20 protein-coding genes and 2 tRNA genes are annotated in these 20,847 nt (G+C 71.2%); 11 read left to right on the forward strand and 11 right to left on the reverse strand.

Going from position 1 to position 20,847, the window contains the following annotated elements:
• Nucleotides 1–100 precede the first annotated feature (100 nt).
• Nucleotides 101–304 (reverse strand): hypothetical protein, encoded by a 204-nt coding sequence (locus QFW96_RS19505; protein ID WP_281457126.1) that lies wholly within the window; start codon nucleotides 302–304, stop codon nucleotides 101–103.
• 121 nt (nucleotides 305–425) lie between these two features.
• Nucleotides 426–499 (reverse strand) — tRNA-Pro (locus QFW96_RS19510).
• A gap of 128 nt (nucleotides 500–627) precedes the next feature.
• On the opposite strand from QFW96_RS19510, the gene QFW96_RS19515 reads away from it, so the two are divergent.
• From QFW96_RS19515 to QFW96_RS19540, 6 genes are all read left to right on the forward strand, one after another.
• Nucleotides 628–698 (forward strand) — tRNA-Gly (locus tag QFW96_RS19515).
• A 186-nt stretch (nucleotides 699–884) separates the two neighbouring features.
• The gene (locus QFW96_RS19520) at nucleotides 885–2,348 is read left to right on the forward strand and encodes a DHA2 family efflux MFS transporter permease subunit (RefSeq protein WP_281457127.1); all 1,464 of its coding nucleotides are present in this window, start codon (nucleotides 885–887) and stop codon (nucleotides 2,346–2,348) included.
• Nucleotides 2,349–2,408: 60 nt separating this feature from the next.
• Nucleotides 2,409–3,029: a 2'-5' RNA ligase family protein gene (locus QFW96_RS19525; RefSeq protein ID WP_281457128.1), complete on the forward strand. Its 621-nt coding sequence runs from the start codon at nucleotides 2,409–2,411 to the stop codon at nucleotides 3,027–3,029.
• 43 nt (nucleotides 3,030–3,072) lie between these two features.
• A complete protein-coding gene (locus tag QFW96_RS19530; RefSeq protein WP_281457129.1) occupies nucleotides 3,073–4,269 on the forward strand; it encodes a GNAT family N-acetyltransferase in 1,197 nt (398 codons plus the stop codon).
• A gap of 45 nt (nucleotides 4,270–4,314) precedes the next feature.
• On the forward strand, nucleotides 4,315–5,082 hold the full coding sequence (locus QFW96_RS19535; RefSeq protein WP_281457130.1) for a hypothetical protein: 768 nt from the start codon (nucleotides 4,315–4,317) through the stop codon (nucleotides 5,080–5,082).
• A gap of 43 nt (nucleotides 5,083–5,125) precedes the next feature.
• Nucleotides 5,126–5,515: a hypothetical protein gene (locus QFW96_RS19540; RefSeq protein ID WP_281457131.1), complete on the forward strand. Its 390-nt coding sequence runs from the start codon at nucleotides 5,126–5,128 to the stop codon at nucleotides 5,513–5,515.
• 12 nt (nucleotides 5,516–5,527) lie between these two features.
• Here QFW96_RS19540 and QFW96_RS19545 read toward each other — a convergent pair whose 3' ends face one another.
• The 3 genes from QFW96_RS19545 to QFW96_RS19555 all read right to left on the reverse strand — a co-directional run bounded on the left by QFW96_RS19545 (nucleotide 5,528) and on the right by QFW96_RS19555 (nucleotide 8,005).
• Nucleotides 5,528–6,649 (reverse strand): helix-turn-helix domain-containing protein, encoded by a 1,122-nt coding sequence (locus tag QFW96_RS19545; RefSeq protein WP_281457132.1) that lies wholly within the window; start codon nucleotides 6,647–6,649, stop codon nucleotides 5,528–5,530.
• A 163-nt stretch (nucleotides 6,650–6,812) separates the two neighbouring features.
• Entirely contained in the window at nucleotides 6,813–7,622 is an 810-nt protein-coding gene (locus QFW96_RS19550; RefSeq protein WP_281457133.1) for an Fpg/Nei family DNA glycosylase, read from the reverse strand.
• 77 nt (nucleotides 7,623–7,699) lie between these two features.
• The gene (locus QFW96_RS19555) at nucleotides 7,700–8,005 is read right to left on the reverse strand and encodes a hypothetical protein (RefSeq protein ID WP_281457134.1); all 306 of its coding nucleotides are present in this window, start codon (nucleotides 8,003–8,005) and stop codon (nucleotides 7,700–7,702) included.
• 48 nt (nucleotides 8,006–8,053) lie between these two features.
• Between QFW96_RS19555 and QFW96_RS19560 the strand changes: the two genes are divergently transcribed.
• From QFW96_RS19560 to QFW96_RS19580, 5 genes are all read left to right on the forward strand, one after another.
• The gene (locus QFW96_RS19560; RefSeq protein WP_281457135.1) at nucleotides 8,054–8,830 is read left to right on the forward strand and encodes an MBL fold metallo-hydrolase; all 777 of its coding nucleotides are present in this window, start codon (nucleotides 8,054–8,056) and stop codon (nucleotides 8,828–8,830) included.
• Nucleotides 8,831–8,950: 120 nt separating this feature from the next.
• Entirely contained in the window at nucleotides 8,951–9,511 is a 561-nt protein-coding gene (locus tag QFW96_RS19565; RefSeq protein WP_281457136.1) for a YbaB/EbfC family nucleoid-associated protein, read from the forward strand.
• On the forward strand, nucleotides 9,508–9,837 hold the full coding sequence (locus QFW96_RS19570) for a WXG100 family type VII secretion target (protein WP_281457137.1): 330 nt from the start codon (nucleotides 9,508–9,510) through the stop codon (nucleotides 9,835–9,837). Before QFW96_RS19565 ends, QFW96_RS19570 begins: the two co-directional genes overlap by 4 nt.
• A gap of 14 nt (nucleotides 9,838–9,851) precedes the next feature.
• Nucleotides 9,852–13,748 carry a WXG100-like domain-containing protein gene (locus QFW96_RS19575; protein WP_281457138.1) on the forward strand — a complete coding sequence of 1,299 codons (3,897 nt, stop codon included), beginning with the start codon at nucleotides 9,852–9,854 and terminating at the stop codon, nucleotides 13,746–13,748.
• A gap of 51 nt (nucleotides 13,749–13,799) precedes the next feature.
• Nucleotides 13,800–14,246, forward strand: a complete 447-nt coding sequence (locus tag QFW96_RS19580) for an immunity protein YezG family protein (protein ID WP_281457139.1) — start codon at nucleotides 13,800–13,802, stop codon at nucleotides 14,244–14,246.
• Nucleotides 14,247–14,294: 48 nt separating this feature from the next.
• Here QFW96_RS19580 and QFW96_RS19585 read toward each other — a convergent pair whose 3' ends face one another.
• The 6 genes from QFW96_RS19585 to QFW96_RS19610 are packed head-to-tail and all read right to left on the reverse strand — an operon-like array spanning nucleotide 14,295 to nucleotide 20,728.
• A complete protein-coding gene (locus tag QFW96_RS19585; RefSeq protein ID WP_281457140.1) occupies nucleotides 14,295–14,501 on the reverse strand; it encodes a hypothetical protein in 207 nt (68 codons plus the stop codon).
• 60 nt (nucleotides 14,502–14,561) lie between these two features.
• A complete protein-coding gene (locus tag QFW96_RS19590; RefSeq protein ID WP_281457141.1) occupies nucleotides 14,562–15,197 on the reverse strand; it encodes an aspartate/glutamate racemase family protein in 636 nt (211 codons plus the stop codon).
• 8 nt (nucleotides 15,198–15,205) lie between these two features.
• The gene (locus tag QFW96_RS19595) at nucleotides 15,206–16,561 is read right to left on the reverse strand and encodes an MmgE/PrpD family protein (protein ID WP_281457142.1); all 1,356 of its coding nucleotides are present in this window, start codon (nucleotides 16,559–16,561) and stop codon (nucleotides 15,206–15,208) included.
• Entirely contained in the window at nucleotides 16,558–17,838 is a 1,281-nt protein-coding gene (locus QFW96_RS19600; protein ID WP_281457143.1) for an MFS transporter, read from the reverse strand. Before QFW96_RS19600 ends, QFW96_RS19595 begins: the two co-directional genes overlap by 4 nt.
• A gap of 44 nt (nucleotides 17,839–17,882) precedes the next feature.
• A complete protein-coding gene (locus QFW96_RS19605) occupies nucleotides 17,883–19,349 on the reverse strand; it encodes a dihydroorotase (RefSeq protein WP_281457144.1) in 1,467 nt (488 codons plus the stop codon).
• A complete protein-coding gene (locus QFW96_RS19610; RefSeq protein WP_281457145.1) occupies nucleotides 19,346–20,728 on the reverse strand; it encodes an FAD-dependent oxidoreductase in 1,383 nt (460 codons plus the stop codon). The genes QFW96_RS19605 and QFW96_RS19610 overlap by 4 nt, the downstream gene beginning before the upstream one ends.
• Nucleotides 20,729–20,847: the final 119 nt, after the last annotated feature.

Below are 20,847 nucleotides of genomic sequence, written 5' to 3' on the forward strand. Positions count from 1 at the left end.
ACCACGTCCAATGCCGGGCTGACCACCGAGTCTATTGCTTCCCACCCGAGCACACGGTCCGGGGTTGCGACAAGCGCCCCGTACCGGCCCTCGCACCGGCTCAGCGAGCGGGCGGAACCCCCAGCTCGGTCGGCGTCGCGGCGGTCACGATGCCCGCCGCCGGAGACGTGGTGGGGACGACCTGCGGACCGGGCACCCACAGCGACACGGCGACGAGCGCCACCACGGCGGCGGCGCACAGGGCCGCGCACACCGCGGCGGCGGACCGCTGAACGCCGGTTCCGGCCGGAATCGCATCACGCACGCCGGGGAAATCGGAGCGGTTCACCGAGTCGTTACCGGGGACCACCCGCCGGTGCGGCGGGGATCACCCGGGAGAAGCGGAACCGGCCACTCGCGAGCACTGCGAGCGGCCGGCCGACACGTCGGGGTGGCGGGATTTGAACCCACGACCCCTCGCACCCAAAGCGAGTGCGCTACCAACCTGCGCCACACCCCGTCCGACGTGCGGCGCACCCGGGAATCACCGGGTGCGTTGCGAAGAGCTTATCGCGACCGGTTAAGCTAGGGCACGCAAGGTCACCAACGGACCGCGGCAACCCCGCGGCGACCAGGTGAAACCGGCACGCGGGCGTAGCTCAATGGTAGAGCCCCAGTCTTCCAAACTGGCTACGCGGGTTCGATTCCCGTCGCCCGCTCCGAGCAGGGCGGAGACCCCGGTGACGCAGCCGGGATCTCCGCCCTTCTTCGTGCCCGCGCTCTACTCGCGAGGGGCGGTTTTCGACCAGCGAGACGCCTGTGACCGGCGACAACATCGTCTTGGGGATTGTCGGCCGAGTGCGGGATGCTGAAGGTGTTTCCGGTCTTTTCGGCGGGGGGATTTCGTGCGGCGGCTCGAGTACAAGTGGCTGGTCGGCATCACGTTCGTGCTGGCGCTGATCATGCAGATCCTGGACGTCACGATCCTCAACGTGGCCCTGGCCACGCTGGGTCGTGAGTTCCACGCCGAGCCCGCGCAGCTGCAGTGGGTGCTGACCGGCTACATGATCAGCCTGGCGGTGTTCATCCCCTCGTCCGGCTGGATCGCCGACCGCTTCGGCAGCAAGAAGACCTTCCAGGCCGCGGTCGTCATCTTCACGCTGGCCTCGATGCTGTGCGGGTTGGCGGTGTCGATGGAGATGCTCGTCGGCTCGCGCATCCTGCAGGGAGTCGGCGGCGGCATGCTCGTGCCCGTCGGCCAGGCCATGATGTTCCGCGCCTTCCCGGCCCACGAGCGCGCCAAGGCCGGGGCGGTGCTGTCGATCCCGATCACCGTCGCGCCGATGCTGGGACCGCTGCTCGGCGGCGTCCTGGTCGAGTTCGCGAGCTGGCGGTGGATCTTCTTCATCAACCTGCCGGTGGGGGCGCTGGCGCTGCTGTTCACGATCCTGTTCCTCAAGGAGGAGAGCACCCGCGATCCGGGCCGCTTCGACGTGCCGGGCTTCGTGCTCGCCGGCGCGGGCCTGGCCACGCTGCTGGTCGGGCTGGACCAGGGAGCGCAGATCGGCTGGACGCGGCCCGCGGTGTGGCTGAGCCTGATCGCGGCCGCGCTGCTCATCGGTGGTCTGGTGTGGCGGGAGCTCGCCGTGCGCTCGCCGATGCTGGACCTGCGGCTGCTGGGCGACCGGCTGTTCGGCACCGGCAACCTGCTGCTGCTGTGCATGACCGGGGCGATGTTCGGCGTGCTGTTCCTCATCCCGCTCTACCTGCAGACGCTGCGCGGGGTGTCGCCGATGTTCGCGGGCCTGGTGCTGATGCCGCAGGCGCTGGCGATGCTGGCCACCACGCAGGTCGTCAGCCGCGTCTACGGACGCATCGGCCCGAAGCGCCTGGTGATCGCCGGGTTCGTCGTCCAGCTGATCATCGGCGGGATGCTGCAGCTGCAGAACCTGTCGACGCCGCTGTGGGCGCTGGGCCTGATGCTGGCCACCCAGGGCCTGGCGATGGGCCTGCTGATGACGCCGGTGCAGACCGCGACGTTCGCTCAGATCTCCGGTCCGGCGATGGGCATGGCGAGCTCGATGTTCAACGTCACCCGCCAGGTCGCCACCGCGCTGGGCACGGCGGTGGTGGCGACGGTGCTCACGGTCCTCTCGCAGCACAACCAATCCACTGTGGACCCGTCCGTGCCTGCGGCTGCGGCCGAAGCGCAGCTGGGCGCGTTCCACGGCGCGTTCCTGGTCTCGGTGGCGTTCGCGGTGCTGGGTATTGTGCTCGCATTGCGGGTGCGCGACGCCGATGCCGCGGCCACTCTCGACCGCCCGAAAGCCGCCGCACGGCAGGGTGAACCCGAGCCGTCGAAGCCGTGAGATAGGTCAAGCGCGCCCCACTTCCGGACACGTCCGGGCACTATGTGAGGGGTGACCGACATGCCACATGCCGATCAGGTTCGCAATCACACCCGCTGGCGCACCGACTGGCACCGCGGCCGCACCGGCTACGCCTGGGTGCTGCCGCTGGCCGACCAGCCCGGGCTGCGCAAACTGGTCAACGACTACCAGTACGCGCTGCGCGATCTGCCCGGTTTCGACCTGGTCCCGCTGGAATGGATGCACATCCTGGTGCAGGAGATCGGGTTCACCGACGAGGTGGATCCGTCCCGCATCGAGCCGCTGCTGGAGGCCGCGCGGCCGAAGCTGGCCGAGGTCATGCCGCTGACGCTGGCGTTCCACCACGCGGTCGTGCTGCCCGAGTCGCTGGCGCTGCCCGCCGAGCCGCAGTCGAGCGTGCTCGACCTGCGCGCGGCCGTGCGCGAGGCCACCTCCGAGGTGCTCGACTCGGTCCCGTCGGAGCCCGAGGACATCGACAAGCACGTCAGCCTCGCCCACTCCACGACCGACGGTCCGGCGATCTTCGCCATCGCGACTCTGCAGGCCACCATCGTCGAGTCGGCGACCGCGAAGGTCTCGGCGTTGTCGCTGGTCAAGATGAGCCGCGACCACTCCAGCACCGAGTGGGAGACGATCGCCGAGGTGCCGCTGGGCGGCTGAAAAACGGGTCGCCTCGATCTCCCCGGAGCGGTACCAATGCTGCATGGGCAATCTTGAGGCGAGGCGGCTCGACGACTCCGAGCACGACGAGTTCACGTCCGTGTTCGGGGCCGCGTTCTTGGAGGACTCCGAGGCGGACCTGGCGCGGCTGAGGCCGATCGTCCCGCACGTCACGCCGCTCGGGGTGTTCGACGACGCCGAGATGGTGGGCTGCGGCGGGCACTACTCGACGTACATGAGCCTGCCCGGTGCGCGGAGCTGCCCCGTCGCGGGCGTGACGCTCGTCGGTGTCAAGCCAGGTCACCGCCGTCGCGGCGTGCTGACGGCCCTGATGCGCGCGCAGCTCGACGGCCTGCGCGACGCCGACGTCCCGCTGGCCGCGCTGTACGCCTCCGAAGGCGCCATCTACGGCCGGTTCGGCTACGGCATGGCGAGCTTCGAGAACCACCTCTCGCTGCCCGGCCGCGTCGCGTTCCGCGGTGACGTGGAGGTCGACGAGCGGCCGGTGCGCGAGATCGACCTGGACGAGGCGCTGCCGGCGATCTACGCGCAGCACGCGCGGGCGGCGGCGAACCGGCCGGGCTGGATCGGCCGCGACAGCGCGTGGCGGGCCCGGGAGCGGATGCGGCAGGCCCGCGCGGGTCGCGCGCCCTACCGCTGCGCCCTGCACGACGGCGGTCACGCGATCTACCGGGTGTCCCCGGACTGGACGGAGCGCGGGCCGGACTACCGGATGGAGGTCGTCTCGCTGGTCGCCGACGACCCCGCCTCCTACGCCGCGCTGTGCCGTCACCTGCTGGACTTCGACCTGGTCAGCGAGGTCACCTGGCGCAAGGCAGCGATCGACGAGCCGGTGGTGCGGATGCTGGTCGATCCGCGCGCGGCCGCGCAGCGCGTCGTCGACGGCGTGTGGCTGCGGTTGGTCGACGTCGAGGCCGCGCTGACCTCCCGCGACTACCTCGCGGACGTGGACGTGGTGCTGGAGGTGCGCGACGCGTTCTGCCCGTGGAACGAGGGCCGCTGGCGGCTGCGCACCCGCGCGAGCGCGGTCGAGCGCACCTCCGAGCCGGCGCAGCTGGCGCTGGACGTGGCGGATCTGGCCGCGGCCTACCTGGGCGGGAGCACGCTGCACCAGCTCGCAGCGGCCGGGCGGGTGCGCGAGCTGGAGCCGGGTGCGCTGACCGCCGCCTCGCGGGCGCTGGCGGGCGATCGCGCTCCGAGCTGTCCCGACGCCTTCTGACGCGCGTACCGTCGAGGGCAACGGCGTCCCCCGGGGGAGGCAGGGATGACCAGCGCACTCGTGGTTCTGCTGATCGTGCTACTCGTGCTGGGCACCGCCGTGTGGTGGTCCCGGCGGAAGGTGCTGGCGCACCAGCGCAAGCAGTTGGAGGACGACAAGGCCGAGGCCCGCCGCTGGGTGGAGCGGCTGGGCGGTCAGGTCCTCAACCTCGTCGGCACCGATGAGGCCGCCAAGCAGGCCCTGGCCGACGCCTCCGAGCGGCACGCCGCCGCGCTCACCCAGCTGGAGGCGGCCACCACGGCCAAGCAGGCCCGGCTGACCTCGGAGACGGCGATGGAGGGCCTGTACTACGTGCGCGCCGCACGCCTGGCGATGGACATGGACCCCGGTCCGGAGCTGCCGGTCCTGACGGGTCAGCGCTACGCGGGTCACGTCGACGAGGACCGCGAGGTCGAGGTCGACGGCAGGACGCAGGTCGCCTCGCCGCACCCGAGCGAGCGCACGCCGCACTACTACCCCGGCGGCACGGTCGCCGGGAAGCCGGTGCCCCAGGGCTGGTACAGCGACCCGTGGTGGAAGCCCGCCCTGGCCGCAGGCGTGTGGACCGCGGGTTCGTACGCGTTGATGTCGGCCATGTTCGTCGGCATGGCCACGGTCCCCGCGGAGGCCGCCTACGCAGACGGCTACGCGGACGGCGTGAACGCCGACGGCGCAGGCCCCGACGGGATGGACCCGGGAGCGGACGGCATGAACCCGGACACCTTCAACGACGGCGGCCTCGACGGCTTCGACCTCGGCGGCTTCGGCTTCTGACCGCTCGTCAACGGACAGTTTTAGCCATCATCACCCATGATCAATGTCCGTTTTGCCCGGACAATCATGGCTAAAACTGTCCAGTGCCGAGCCCGACGGCGCCCGCACCTCAACTCTCGGACTTGAGCGCGTCGCTGCAGAAGCGGCAAGTGGGGAAGCAGATCCAGTCGAGCTCGCTGGGGCGAGCGAGGGCGAGGTGTTCACCGCACACCGACATGGCGGCGCGCTCGCCGTCCCACCGGGTGCCTCGGAAGGCGTGGCGCGTTCCGCCGGTTTGATCGTGGTGCGGCACCGGGACCCGGAAGTGACGTTCCGACCGGGAGCCGACCTGTGCTGCCCGCTGAGAAGCGTTGTCGCTGTTCATGGTCACGACTTCGGCGTCATCACGTCGCGGGTGGAGATGATGTTCCTCGTGCGAATGCTCCGGGCATGATTCGCATGAGCGCTATCGGCCGGCGAGCGCGGAGAGGAGGCCTTCGAGGCTGTGCGGGGCTCGGCGACGTCGTGCTGCAGCGGCGGCGTCGGCCAGTCGCGAGGCCGCTCGGGCCGAGGTCACTTCCGCCGCCAGGTTCGCGACCTGGGTCGCTGCGCGTTCCGCTTCCGACCACGAGCGGACCTCCACCAGGGCGGCGACCAGGTTCGCGCCACCCAAGTAGGCCGCCCACCGGTAGCGGTCCGGAACCCCTTCGAGCGCAGCGGCGTAGCAATCCACTGCTCGGTCCGGACGTCCGATCGCGCGCCACATGCCGCCTTCGTGAGCGGTGAGCTCTCGCCGGTCCACCCACCAGGCCCACTCCGGGTCGGTGCTCTGGACGCTGGAATCGACCTCGGCCTGCGCACGGCGGATGAGCGTGAACGAGCGCTCGTCGCCCAGGGCGGCGGCAGCCCGCGCCCGTCGGAGAGCCGCCATGACTCGCACGCGCGGGCTGAGCCGGAAGCGTTCCATGAGTTCGACCGTTCGCAGGGCTTCCCGATCCTGCCCTGCCTCCTGAGCCAGCAAGGCCATGTTGCCCAGCAGGAACAGCTCCATGCCGGTGTCTCCGGCGAGCCTGGCCAGGTGGAGCGCCTCCAGGTTGAGCGCGCGGGCCTTGTCGTGCTGCTGGGCGTCGAACGCGAGCCATCCGGCGACTTCGCCGAGTTCCGCCACGGTGGCGGTGAAATCGGTTTCGAGCGAGGCCGGGACCATCCCGGAGGCCAGCCGCGCGGTCGCGGTCGTGAACATGCGGACGGCCATCGAGACGAGTTCCGCGCCCCCGTACCGACCGTCGAGCTGCACCAGGTTCGCAATGCTCCGACGCAGTTCGTCGACGTGGTCGCTGGTCACGGGCTCGCCACTGCGCGGGAGCAGCGCTGGCTCGGCCGGGAAGGCGCTGCGCACGAGGTCCCCGCCCACGCCCAGCACCTCGTCCAGGCGCTCGACGAGAGCCCGGGCCGGAACCGCGCGGTCGTTCTCCCAGCGGGACACCGCCGATTGGTCCACGTGAACGCGCTCGGCGAGCTGCGGTTGGGTGAGCCCCGACGCCGCGCGGTGCCGTCGCCGGACGCGACCGAACGACTCGTCTGTCACGGGTGAGCCACCTCCTGCCGGAGCCCGCAGCGGGCGAATGATCCCAGGCTAGCGGGGGCTGGGCGGGGGTTCGCGGCTCACCAGGGGACAGTTTTAGCCATAATCACCCATGATCGATGTCCGTTTTGCCCGGACAATTGTGGCTAGAACTGTCCAGTGCCGGTCATTCGGGTTGGCAGGTGGGGCACCAGTAGAGGTTGCGGGCGACGAGGTCGGCTCTGGCGATCTCGTCACCGCAGATGAGGCAGGGCATTCCGGCGCGGCGGTAGGTGTAGACCTCGCCGCCGTGGCGGTCCTGGCGCGGGGCTCTGCCGGTGGCCTCGGGGAGGTGTTCGGGGCGGACGGTGTCGATGCGGCCGACCTTGACGCCGTCGGCCATGAGCTCGACCAGGTCGGCCCAGATGAGCTCCCAGCGCTCGCGACCCAGGTCGCGTCCGGGCGTCATGGGCGGGATGCCGTGCCGGAACAGCACTTCGGCGCGGTAGACGTTGCCGACGCCGGCGAGCACCTTCTGATCCATCAGCAGCGCGGCGATGCTGGTGCGCGACTTCGAGATCCGCGTCCACGCGCGCTCGGGATCGGCGTCCACGCGCAGCGGGTCCGGGCCGAGCCGGTCGCGGACGGTCGCGACCTCGTCCGGGGTGATCAGCTCGCAGCGGGTGGGACCGCGCAGGTCGGTGAAGTGCGTTCGGCCGACGAGGCGCATCCGCACCTGCCCGCGCGGCTCGGTGACCGGCAGCTCGGTCTCGGTGAACGTGCCGTAGAGCCCGAGGTGGACGTGCACCACGCGGTCCGCGCCGTAGCAGTGGAACAGGTGCTTGCCGTGCGCCTCAGCGCGCTCGAACACGGCTCCGTCCAGCTCCGATGCGCTGGAGGCGAAGCGCCCCTGCGGGCTGCTGACCCGGACCCGGGTGCCCGCGAACAGCTCCTGGTGCACCCCGGCGAGCCGGTGCAGCGTGTGGCCCTCCGGCAAAACCGTCCTCCCGAAGTCGTTGTGCGCGCGGGAGAAAAGTCAAGCACACGGGCGTCGCACCACCCGCCCGGGGATGCTCAGATGAGGACCCAGACCACAACCGATTCGACCAGGTAGACCGCCGTGCACCAGAGCGCGATCCACAGCCCTCGACGCACCGGCTGCTCGGCGGGCCGCAGGAGCCCGGCGAGGAACGCGACCAGCACCACCGCCACCGCCCCGGCGATCAGCCACAACCCGGCGCCCAGCGCGCAGTCGGGCTCTGGGCAGGTCGAACCGGGCCCGCCGAGGAGCAGCGGGGAGAGTGCGCTGTTGGCGAAGAACAGCACGCCGACGCCGATGGCGGTCGCGATCAGCGCGGTGAGAGCGGCGTAGAGACGCATCTGCCGAGTCTGGCAGAGATCAGCTGGGGGTCGCACTAGGCTTCCCGCGTGGACGACACCTGGATCGAACTCGCGGCGGGCGTGTTCGCCCGGCGCCACGCCGAGCTGGACCTGACTACCGGCCTCGTAGTCGGCGACGAGGCGGCGCTGGTGATCGACACCCGGGGCGATCACCGCCAGGGCGCCGAGCTCGCCGAGGCGGTCCGCGAGATCACCGCGCTGCCGCTGCGGATCGCCCTCACGCACGGCCACTTCGACCACTGCTTCGGCACCTCCGCGTTCCTCCCGGCCCCGGTGTGGGCGCAGGCCCGGTGCCCGCACTTCCTCGACCGCACCGCCGTCGACCAGCGCGAACACTGGGTCGCCCACTACCGCGAGCAGGGCGACGCCGACACCGCCGACGCGCTCGCCGCCTCCGCACCGGCCCTCCCCGACCACCTCGTCACCGACACCGCCGTGCTCGACCTCGGCGGCCGGGAGGTGCACCTGCACCACTTCGGCCCCGGCCACACCGATCACGACCTCGTCGCGCACGTCCCCGACGCCGCGGTGGTCTTCGCCGGAGACCTGGTCGAGCAGGGCGCTCCCCCGGACTTCGAGGACGCCCACCCCCTGCACTGGCCCTCCACAGTGGACGCACTCCTCGACCTGAACCCCACCACCGTGGTCCCCGGCCACGGACTCCCCGTCACGGCGGAGTTCGCACGGGACCAATCGGCGGACCTGGCCCGCCTCGCCGACGTCTGCCGCGGCCGGACATCACCGGACGAATCACCCTTCCCGCCGGAAACCACCCGGTCAGCGCTAGACCGTTCAGCCCAGTGAATGGCATCGTTCGGCCGCATTGTGCTAGTCGATGGCACCGACCGGACCGAGCACACGTCACACTGACCGGAGCCACGAAGCCGCACTGCACGTGCCGTTTGAGCCGGGGGAAGGCTGATCATGTCTGGACGGGACTTCGACGCGTCGAGCGAGGAGAAGGTCGCGCGGAACGCCGCGCTGCGGAACCAGATCGACGACATGCTCGACGACCTGCGCAAGCGCACCGCCGACATCCAGGAGAAGCGGGAAAGCGCCGCGCGGCAGACGTTCGAGGCCACCTCCGACGACGGCCTGGTCAGCGCCCGGGTGGACGCGACCGGGACCGTGCAGGAAGTCCGCCTGTCGGACAAGGCGTTCGAGCGCACCAACCCGGAGAAGCTGGCGCGGTCGATCACCAGCGTGATCCGGGAGGCCTCCGGGACCGCGCAGCGGCAGCTGCAGTCCGAGTTCGCGCCGCTGGCCGACACCTCGCACGTTCCCGAGGTGCCCGGGATGCCGTCGTTGCAGGGCCTGCTCAACAGCGGTCCGCTGGTCGCACCGCCCGATCCCGAAGCCGAGCGCGCCCAGCGCCGCAGCGAGGAGTCCCACTCCGGCCGTGCCGCGTCCGCACCGCAGGTGCAGGCCGGACCGGACGACTGGGACGACGACTGGGAGAGCAACCGCCGAGGTGGCCGCCGATGAGCGGCAAGATGCGGATGCAGCCCGAGGAGATCCGCTCGGGCGGCAAGAAGATCGGCAACGCGGGGGACGACCTCGACCAGGTCCTGAACACCCTCAAGTCCTCTTTGGACGGCGAAGGCGAGTGCTGGGGCGACGACGAGGCCGGCCAGAAGTTCGGCGGTGACTACACCAAGGGCCGCGACAGCGTCCTGGAGAGCCTGAAGAAGGTGGTCAAGGCGCTCGGCGACATCGACGACAACCTCAAAGCCACCGCCGACGACACCGAATCCGGCGACGAGCAGAGCGCGAGCGGCATCGGCAAGTCCGGCTCGAACATGCCTCGGTAGGGAGTTGACCACACGTGAGCATCGAGATGCCCGACGAGGTCAAGTGGCTGCTGCCGATCGTCGTCGGGCAGTCCTGGCCGGAGGGTGACGAGGACGCCATGCGCCGGATGGCCGACGCGTGGCGCACGGCCGCCGAAGGCATCGACGGCGTCCGGAACTCCGCCAACGGCGGTGCGCAGCAGGCCAAGTCCGCGATGGAGGGCCAGACCGCGGACGCGTTCACCAAGCTGTGGAAGGACATCGGCGACGGCGGCGACGCGGCCCTGCCGAAGCTCAAGGAAGCGTGCGAGAAGCTCGCGAAGTCCTGCGACGACGCGGCCCTCGACGTCGAGCACACCAAGCTCACCATCATCGCGTCGCTGATCGCGCTGGCCATCCAGATCGCCGCGATGATCGCCGCCGCACCGGCCACCTTCGGAGCCTCCACCGCCGGTATCGCCGCAGCTCAGGGCATCACCCGAGCCGTGGTGCTGCAGATCTTCAAGCAGCTCGTGTTCAGCATCCTCAAGAACGTCGCCATCGAGGTCGCGACGTCGGTGGCGATCGAGTTCGCGGTGCAGGGCACCCAGGTCGCGATGGGCACCCGCGACGGCCTCGACGGCGGCAAGTTCAAGGACGCCGCGATCAGCGGTGCCATCGGCGGCGCCGTGGGCGGCGTCTTCGAAGGCGCGGGCAAGGCGTTCGGCAAGGGCGCCGGCGACGCCCTCGGCGACGCGGCCGGTGACGCGGCGGGCAACGCGGGTACCGCCGCCGGGCGCGCGGCGGGCGACGCCGCAGGTGAGGCGGCCGGTGAGGCCGCCGAGAGCGCGGCGAAGTCCATCGGCAAGGAGGCCCTGAAGGAAGGCGCGCTCGGTGCCGCCCAAGGCGCGGTGGGCAGCGCGGCCGAACAGCTCATCACCGAGGGCAAGCTCGACTGGAGCGACGTCGGCACCGGCGCGATGTCCGGCGGCGCGACCGGATCGCTCATGGGCGGCATCGGCGGCGCGAAGAACGAGTTCGGCGGCGTCGACGTGCCCGACACCGACGGCGGCTCGTCGGGGTCGTCGGACTCGGGTGGGTCTTCGTCGGACAGCTCGTCGTCCAGCTCCGGGTCGTCTTCGGACAGCTCTTCGTCGACCGACTCGGGATCGTCGTCCGACAGCGGGTCCTCCGATTCCGGCTCGTCCGACGGCGGGCCCTCCGATTCGAGCGCGTCCTCCTCCGACAGCGGCTCCGACTCGGGTGGAGCGTCGTCAGACAGCTCGTCGTCCGACTCGGGGTCGTCCGAAAGCCGTTCCTCGTCCTCCGACAGCGGGTCTTCGTCGACCGATCCCGGCTCGTCCACTTCGGACTCACCGGGCTCGTCGTCCTCCGATTCCGGTTCCGGCTCGACGTCGGACTCCTCGCCAGACAGCCGTTCCTCGTCGGATTCCGGGTCGTCCTCGGACTCGGGTTCGAGCCGCGCCGCGGATTCCGGCGGTTCGTCGTCGGATTCCGGTGTCTCGACCGCCAGCACCTCGGATTCCCCCAACACCTCGGATTCCCCCAGCAGCTCGTCGGGCTCGCAGACCTCGGACGGCCCGTCCAGCGCGGATTCCTCGTCGGGCTCCGACGCGAGGTCGAGCTCCGACGGCGGTTCCTCCGCCGCTGACGCGCGCTCCTCCGCCGACACCGGCTCGTCCGGAGGCGGCACGACCGATCCGGGCCGCTCCGACGCACCGTCCTCTTCGGACTCCTCCAGCTCGTCGTCGAACGGTTCCTCCGGCAGCGGCGGGGCTTCCGGCGGAGGTGGAATGTCCCAGGCCGGCGGAGGCGGATCGTCGAGCTCGCACTCGGGTGGTTCCGGCGGCGGATCGTTCAGCGGCACGCTGCCCGTCGACGGCGACCGCGCACCGAGCTCCCCGGCGAGCACGGCGGCGGCGAACGTGGACGCCCCCGCAGCCCCCGCCCCCAGCGCAGCCGGTCCCGCTCCGGCCGCTCCGCGCGCGGACCAGCCCGCAGCGGGTGGCCCGGTGGGTGGCGGCATGGCCGGTGGCGCCCCGGGCACGACCGGTGGAGCGGGTGCGACGCCGTCCGCAGGAGGCGGCCGCCCCGGCGGCAGCGGCGGCTGGACGGGAACCGCGGGTTCCCCCGGCGCGGCGGCCCGCCCGATGGGCGGTGACCTGGGCACGCGCCCGGACGCGCCCCGCACCACGCCCCGTGGTGCGGACTCCCCGTCGCGTCCCGACACCGGCGTCCCCCAGCAGCGCACCTCGCGCCCGGACTCCCCCACGTCCACCCGGCCCGACGCCACGACACCCCGCCCGGACGGCCCGGGCCAGCGCCCCGGCGCCCCCAGGACGGAAACCCCTGGTCAGCACCCTGATGGCAGCCGTCCGGACGGGTCCAGGCCGAACGGATCCGATCAGACACCGGATGGTCCCGGCCAGGGTCAGGACGGCCCGGACGGCGCTCGCCCGGAGAGCTCCGATTCCCCCGACCAGCGCCACGACGGCCCGGACCACGACTCCGACCGGCCCCGCGACGCCGAACCCGGCACCCCGGAGCGCCAGGAGCAGCTCGACCAGGCCGAGTCCACCCGCCAGGAGACCCCGGCGGGCTCGTCGTTCCACGACGACCCGAGGATGCGCGACCTGGCGGACCGGGTCCCGGACGACGGCGTCCACCACACGGTCGACGCACACGCCTTACCCGACGGCCGGGTCCGCATCGGCGACCACACGTTCTCGGCGAAGGAATTCGCCGACATGCTCCGCCGGGACCCGAACTTCGACGGCACCAAACCGGTCCGCCTCCTCTCCTGCGACGCAGGCACCAGCGGCCTGGCCCGCGACCTGTCGAACGAGCTCGGAGTCCCCGTCACCGCCCCCAACGGCCTCGCCTGGACCGACGGCAACGGCCGGGTCTTCGCCACCGACATGGGACCCGACGGCCGCCCCGGCTGGCCCCCGAACGGCACCTGGGAAACCCACCACCCCGACGGCACCACCACCCCCTCCAGCAACGACGGCTTCCACCCGACCCGAGATGGGGAAGACCCTGGTAAGCGTCCGGCTGACGCCGAATCGCGGGGCGATGACGGAACTCCTTCGCCGCGCACGCACGACGACGAAGGACGCCCCATCCGGAACGTCACAGCAGACGATCCACTTTCACCCAAGCGTTCCAAGCAATTCGCCGCAGAAGACGACAATTCCACACGTCCAAAACTGGAAGAGAACACGCGGTACGTAGTCACGGATCAGAGCGGCCGGTACCGCGGTGAATTCATCACGGACAAGGACGGGAACATCAAGGAGGTCAACGCGGAGGCCGGCCGAAAGGGCGCTTGGAATCCTGACCTCCGTCGACCCATTCATCCCGACGCGACTTACCGAGTGACTTCGACGGTCGACGGTCAGCGGATTGATTACAAGTACCAAACCGATGGCCTCGGTCGAACTATCAGCGCGGAAGGCGAACTTCACCACACCGGCTCCGACAAGGACCGCCGAGGCCCCGACCAAGGCCCTCGCGGGCACGACGGTCGAGATGAGATCAAATCCCAGAACGAGGCCTCGATCAAGGAGTTCCAGGAAGAGCACGGACGGGACCCACAGCCGCACGAAGTCGAACTCTACGAGGAAGTCGGCTGGGACGGCGGACATCTAATCGGTACCGAATTCGGCGGGGCGGGCGAGTACATCAACATGATCCCCATGCTCCGAGAGCTGAACCAGGCGCAGCCAGATTCATCAAGGCTGGATAACTACCGCAAGCTCGAAGAGTACCTGGGCAGTGAAATCCAGGCGGGCAAGAAGGTGGAAATGCGCGTGGAAGTACTCTATTCCGACGACACCAGAATTCCCGAAGTCGTCGCGGTCAAGTACGGAATCGACGGCACCATTCACCCACCACTACTGTTTGAGAACATCCCAGATCAACAAATATGAGCGTGTTAGAATGCGCGAGGCGTAGACCTACCTGCCGAGGAAAGGCCCCCGATGACAGGCCCTGAAGTGGGACTCGACGAGCAGTCACAGTATTTGAACGAAGCCGCCCAAGGTATCGCCGAGCGCGTTCCTGCCGGTTGGTCCACAGCCGAGTTCAAGTACGTGGCCGCAGCCGGCACGAGCAGCTATCGGGTCAACGTCACCATGAGCGATGGCACGGACGTCGAGACGAACGACGTGCCACTCACCGTCGTGCGCGCGATGAGTCGTTTGCGGCGCGCCATGCATGACGAACACCAGGGAACCTGGTTCACCGCCACGATTACGGTCGACCAATCAGGGCGCTACAAGACCGATTTCGAGTACGACTCAGAGCCGCACTTCCCCGTCGCGATCAGCCCCAAGAGCTTCGTCGAAGACCTGGAGCGCTTCCCCCGCGACGAGGAGAACATCCCGCCTTGGCTCCAGGAGAAACTGCACGAGGCGAACGAGAGCTAAGCCGCGAGGGCTCTGAACGAGCAGAAGTCCGGGATCCTCATGGTGTCGTCACCTGTTGAAACGGTCGGACTTCACCGCGTCCAGGAACATCGCCCACTGAGGGACCGTCACCGCGGCGACCAGCTCGTCGGAGTCCTCGCGGTAGTCGACGTCGAGGCCCGCCGCGTAGCGGACCTCCTGCGGTGCACCGTCGAAGCGCACGAGCGGCCGGAGCCGCTGCTGGAGGGCTTGGCTTCGGCCTCCGTGGTCGGCCACGGGTGCGGATCGCGGACGGTGATCACTCGGCAATTCTACCCGCACACGAGTTTTCGCAGGTCAGCGTGGCTGCAGTGCGGCGAGGACGGCGAGGCCGGTGCGGATCGGGTCGAGGACCAGCGGGAGGTCCGGGTCCTGGGCGGTCGTGTCTACCGCGGAGCAGCCGTTGACCACTGCCGTGACTCCTGCGTCGCGGGCCGCGATCAGGGCCGGGCGCATCGCGGCGGCCCAGCGGTCCGGGTCGGTGATGTCCTCGACCTCCAGGTCCAGGACGCTGACCTCGTGGAACGCCGAGTCCCAGCCGTAGGCGGTGATGCGGTCGCGGAGCTCGGCCGCGATCGCCTCGTTGCGGGTGATCGCGCCGACCCGGTGCCCGGCGGCGACGGCGGCGCCCACGGTCAGGCGCAGCAGGCCGAGAGCAGGTGTACCGCCGAGCGCGCCGCCGTCGGCGGGGACCGCCGGGTCCAGCACGCAGTCCGGCAGCACCGCGTCGCACTCCGGTGCTGCGGACAGGGCTGCGGCGACCAGCTTCTCGGAACGTCGGACGTCGTCGGCGGTGTTGAGCGCGCGGGGTCCGTCCGGCAGATCGCTCAGGACGATCTCGACGCCCGCCGGGGACAGCGCGTCGTAGCGGGCCTGGCGGCGAGCCACCTCGGCCGGGCCGACGGTGATCGGGGTGACGGCGTGGACGAGCATGTTCCTCCTCATCGAGTGCCCAGCGCGGAACCGAGTGCGCGCAAGGTCTTTCCCGCGTCCGGGGCGTCCGGCAGGTCCGCGACGTGGTCGCGGATCGCCGCGACCGCCGCCGGGTCGCCCAGCAGGTCGCTCAGAACGCGGATCCGGTCGTCGGCGGTGAACGGCTGGAACGCGGCGTCCCCCACCGGGTTCGGGCGCTCGGCGACGTGGCGGCCCCGGTCCGAGGTGACCGTGACCCGGACCGGGCGCTCGTCCGGCAACCGGGCGTCGAGGTCGGCCGCCGGGCGCACCACGACGCGGTGGGCGAGGTCCGCCGTCGCCGGGTCGGCGAGGGAGTCCGCGGAGAGGTCGGCCGGGACGACGCGGCCCCGGCGCAGGGCGGTGGCCACCACGAACGGCAGCGAGAACATCGCGGCCAGCGGTGTCGGCCAGCTCGCGCGGTCGAGCTGCGCGCCCAGCGAGTGGATCTCCACCAGGACCTGCGCCGTTCCCTCGTCGACCTGGTCGCGCAGGGACAGGGCCGCGTCGATGGCGGCGTGGGTGAACGAGCACGACGAGTGCTGCTTGAAGTAGCCGCCGAGGACTTCCCAGCGCTCCCCCACACCGTCGTCGAGGACGGCCGGGTCGAGGGTGCCGAGCAGGTCGCCGAGGGCGTGCGCGGCGATGCCCGTCGGGTGCCCGGTGCCGGTCGCGGCGAGCCGGGCCGCGACCAGGCCGGACTGGTTGGCGGCACCGATCCAGTTGTCGCGCACCGGGTTTCCGTCCAGGGCGGCCGAGAACGGCCCTGCGATCGGCATCCCGCTCGCCGCGTCGATCGCGGCCGTCGCGCCCTGCCCGTCGAGCCCCAGGACCCGGGCGCAACCGGCGCCCGCGCCCGCCACGCCCCAGTTGCCGTGGGGGTGGGTGCCCGGCCGGAGGCTGGTCGCGCGGCCGAAGCGGGCGGCGACCTCGTAGGCGGCGAGCAGCGCCGCGCACAGCTCCGCGCCCGTCGTCGTCCCGCGGGAGGCCAGGGCCAGGACGGCGGGGAACCCGTGCGCCGCCGGGTGTCCCCCGGCCAGCCGGTGCCCGTCGTCGAGTTCGAGCCGGACCGCCGCCGTGGCGTTGAGCCACGCGGCGGCGTCCACCGCCGCGGTGCGGCCGGTGCCGAACACCGGTGCCGGGCCGTCCGGTGCGTCCCACGCCTCGACGAACGCGCGCTGCGCGGGTTCGCGCGAACCGAGGGCCGTCACCGCCACGGCGTCGACCAGCACCGTCAGCAGGCGCTCCCGGACCTCGGCCGGGGCGTCGGACCAGCGCAGCCGGGCCACCCACTCGCCCAGCCCGCCGACCGCGCCCCGGACCGCCTCCTGCTGCTCCACCGTCATGCCTCCACCGCGGCGGGCGCGGCGCTGGAGGTCGTGGTGCGCTCGCGCGGCACCAGCAGCATCAGCAGCGCACCGGCCACCGCCAGACCCGCCATGACCACGAAACCGCTGGTGAAGCTGCCGGTGCTGGACACGATGAAGCCCATCAGCGACGGCGCCACGATCCCGGCCGAGGCGAACGCGGCGTCGGCGAACCCGGCCGCGCTGCCCGGCTGGTCGGGGGCCGCGTCGATCGAGGCCACCCACCAGATCCCGCCGGTGATGAAGCCGAAGCCCACGCCCGCCGAGATCGAGATCAGCGCGACCGTCAGGGTCGGGGCGATCGCCAGCGGCACCAGCGAGCACCCGGCCAGCAGCAGCGCCACGCCCATCACCGCGAACCGGCTGCGGATCTTCGGGCTGCGCCGGTAGACGCGGTCCACGACCACGCCGCCGACCAGCGCACCGACGATGCCGCACGCCCACGGGGCGATCGAGAACGCGCCCGCCTGCTTCACGCTGAGCCCGTAGGCACCGGACAGGAACGACGGCAGCCAGTACATGAAGCCCCAGAACATGAAGCCCCACGCGAAGTAGCCGCCCGCGACGACCCACAGGTTCCGGTTGGTCAGCAGCGGGCGCCACCGCACCTTCGCCCGGCCACCGGTGGCCTCGACCTCCTGATCGGCGGCGATCAGCGCGCGCTCGGCGTCGTCGAGCCGCGGCGACTCGTCGGGCAGGTCGCGCAGCAGCCACATCGCCAGGACCGCCCACACCACGCCGAGGCCCGCGAGCGTCCAGAACATGCCCTGCCAGCCGACCAGGTCCATCAGCCGCGTCAGCAGCGGACCGGAGATCAGCAGGCTGCCCGAGACCGCGACGCCGCCGCACAGCGCCAGCGCCACACCGCGCTCCCGGATCGGCAGCCAGCGGCTCACCGTCCGGGTCGCCGCCGGGAACGCCGGCGACTCGCCGACACCGAGCAGCAGCCGGATCACCAGCAGTCCCGCGAACGAGCCCGCGACCGGGATCAGCGCCGTGGTGATCGAGAACAGCGCGACGGCGGCGAGCAGCACCCGCTGGCAGCCGAAGCGGTCCACCAGCGGCCCGGACAGAAACGCCGCGACCATGTAGCCGACGGAGAAGACCGAGCTGATGATCCCGTACTGCGCGGTGGTGATGCCGAAGGCCTGCTCCAGCGGTTCGACCGCGTAGGACACCGCGCTGCGGTCGATGTAGTTGATGACGATGAGGCTGACGATCAGCCCCAAGGTCACGAAGCGGAACCGTGTTCTCATGGTGGATTCCCTCGCGTCCGAACTGGTTTCACGCTTGCCGGTCATCAGCGGCCCGTCGGCCGGTGCAGGTAGCTGCCGCGCGGCTCGCCCACGACCTCGCCCTGGTCGAAGATCCGCTGCCCGCGCAGGAAGGTGGTCTCCACCGTCGCGCCGATCTCCATGCCGCGGAACGGCGTGTACTCCTGGGTGGATTCGGAGTCCGCCGGGTCCACCACGAACGAGCGGTCCGGGTCGACCAGCGCGATGTCCGCGTCGAATCCGGGCGCGATGTCGCCCTTGGTGGGCAGGCCGAGGCGCCGGGCGGGGTTGGTGGAGGTGAGCTCGGCGACGGCCGACATCGACAGCCCGCGCTTGCGGCCCTCGCCGACCAGGCCCGGCAGCAGGTACTCGGTCCCGCCGAAGCCGGACTTGGCGGCGAAGACGTCGTCGTGGTCCTCGCCGAACTTGCGCTCCTCGCGGCAGCAGGCGTGGTCGGAGACGACCCAGCTGACGTCACCGGCGAGCAGGTGCTCCCAGAGCTTCTCGACGTCGGCCCTCGGGCGCAGCGGCGGGTTGACCTTGCCGCCGACGCCGTCGGCGGTGGTCACGTCGGCGAGCAGGTGGCCGATGGTGACCTCGCGGCGGAAGTCGACGTGCGGGAAGGTCTTGGCCATCAGCATCGCCGCCTCCATCGCCTTGCCCGACGACAGGTGCAGCAGGTTGATGGTCGGCAGGCCCGTCTCGTGCGCGAGGTAGGAGGCGATGGTCACCGCCAGGCCCTCGGAGTGCGGCGGGCGCGACGCGCTGTAGGCCTCCAGGCCGGACAGCTCGCCCTCCTCCTCGACCAGCCGCGTGTAGGCGGTCATGATCTCGGCGGTCTCGCAGTGCAGCGACAGCGAGATCTGGTCGGCGATGTCCGGGTTGGCCTCGCGGGCGGCCTGGATGCCGCGCATGACGAACTCGAAGTGGGCGATGTCGTAGCGCTCGCCCTCCGGGATCATCAGGAAGTCGCTCTGGTCGGTGGAGCGGCCGTGCAACCCGTGGCTGCCGTAGAACATGAAGATCTTGAACGAGGTCACGCCGTGGTCGCGCACCAGCGCGGGGATCTCGTCGATGTGCGAGGACTGCATCGGCGCGAGGTGGAACGCGTAGTCCACGTAGGACCGGCCCTCGGCGGCGCTCAGCACCTCCGGGAACACCTCGGAGTACGGGCCGCCGCGGTTGAGGTAGTACTGGCCGGTGCGCATGTAGGTCAGCGAGGTGGTCACGCCGCCCTGCGCGCACGCCCGGCTCTCGGTCTCGGTGTCGTCCGACAGCGGGTTGTAGATGCCCCAGTGCTGGTGGGCGTCGACGACTCCGGGGAACGCGAGCCTGCCGCGTCCGTCGTGGACGGTCGCGCCCTCCGGAACGTCCAGTCCCGCACCGACTTCGGTGATGACGCCGCCGGTGACGGCGATGTCGGCGGCGACGGGCTCCCCACCACCGGGACGGACGACGCGGACGTCGCGGATGATCAGATCGGGCTTGCTCATCGGGCACCTTCCGGAGTTCGAGTGGTGGGCAGCGACCGGGCGAGGTGCCCGGCGGCGAGGTAGGCGAGGCCCAGCGCGGGGAGCAGGCCGTTGCCGGCCAGGTAGCCGGCCGCGCCGTGGCCGGAGATGCCGGCGGCGGCACCACCGGCGGCGTAGAGGCCGGGGATCGGGTCGCCGGCGGTGTCGAGGACGCGGGCGTGCTCGTCGACGAGCAACCCGCCCTGGGTGTGGAACAGCGCCGGGATGATCTCCACGGCCCGGAACGGCGCGCGCAGCGGCGTCGCGGCCGAGCGGCCGAACCGGTCGGTCTCGCCCGGCTCGACCTGCGACAACGCGGCGATCTCGGCCTCCAGCGGCTCGGCGGGCACGCCGATGGCCGCCGCCAGCTCGGGCAGCGAGTCCGCGCTGCGGACCGCGCCCGCGGCCAGCACGTCCTGGTAGTCGCCGAAGGAGCGGCACAGGCCGTCGACGCGCTCGTCGAACACCAGCCAGCCGCGCCCGCCCGGCCGGGCCGCGAGGGTGGCGGCGTACTCGGAGTAGCCGGTGGTCTCGTCGCCGAAGCGCTCACCGCCGGAGTCGACGACGGCGCCGCCGTGCATCACCGCGGTCCAGGTCACCAGGGTCTGCGCGGACGCCGACAGGGCGGCGTGGCCCTGGTAGGCGTCGAGGAATCCGACGGCCGCGCCGAGCTCGCCGCCGATGCGCAGCGCGTCACCTCGGGAGTGCTCGCCGCCGTGGTAGTGCGCGCCCGCGATCTCGGGCTGGTGCTTCGCGACCAGCTCGCGGTCGGCGCCGTAGCCGTTGGTGGCGAGCAGGACCGCGCGGGTGCTGATCTCCTCGCGCCCGCCGTCGGGGGTCTCGACCACGGCGATCCGGCCGCCGTCGCGCGCTTCCACGCCGGTCAGCCGCGCGGGAACCATCAGGTCGATCCGCTCGCTGCGCTCCACCGCCTCCAGCAGGTGGCGCAGCAGCGAGGAGCCGTGCCTGCCGGGCACGCTGTGCACCCGGGGCGCGGAGTGCCCGGGGTAGCTGAAGTCGGTGGGCAGCTCGATCGGCATCCCGACCTGGTCGGCGAGCCATTCCACGAGCTCAGCACCGACGTGGGCCAGCGCCGTGGCGATCCGCGCGTCGGCGGATCCGGCCGTCTTGCGCGCGATGTCGGCGATGAACCGCTCCGGGGAGTCCTCGATCCCCGCTTGAGCCTGAAAACGCGATCCGGGCCCCGGAATCATCGCGGTCGACATCGAGGTGTTGTTGCCGCGCCGGAAGTTCGGATCGGAGTCCACCACGAGCACGTCGAGCCCCAGCTCGGCTGCGCGGATCGCGGCGGTCAGGCCGCCACCGGCGCCCGCGACCACCAGGTCCACGTCGAACGTCATCGTTCCTCCTCATCCCGACCGACGGATGCCGTTCCGCTGAGAGAAACAGGCGTCCCGGCCGTTCGGTGAGGTCGATAACACCAGGCAGCCTGGATAAGTGCAAGAGTTGCGATGTAAAT

The organism is Saccharopolyspora ipomoeae (genome assembly GCF_029952525.1).
In the GTDB taxonomy this organism is placed as follows: domain Bacteria; phylum Actinomycetota; class Actinomycetes; order Mycobacteriales; family Pseudonocardiaceae; genus Saccharopolyspora; species Saccharopolyspora ipomoeae.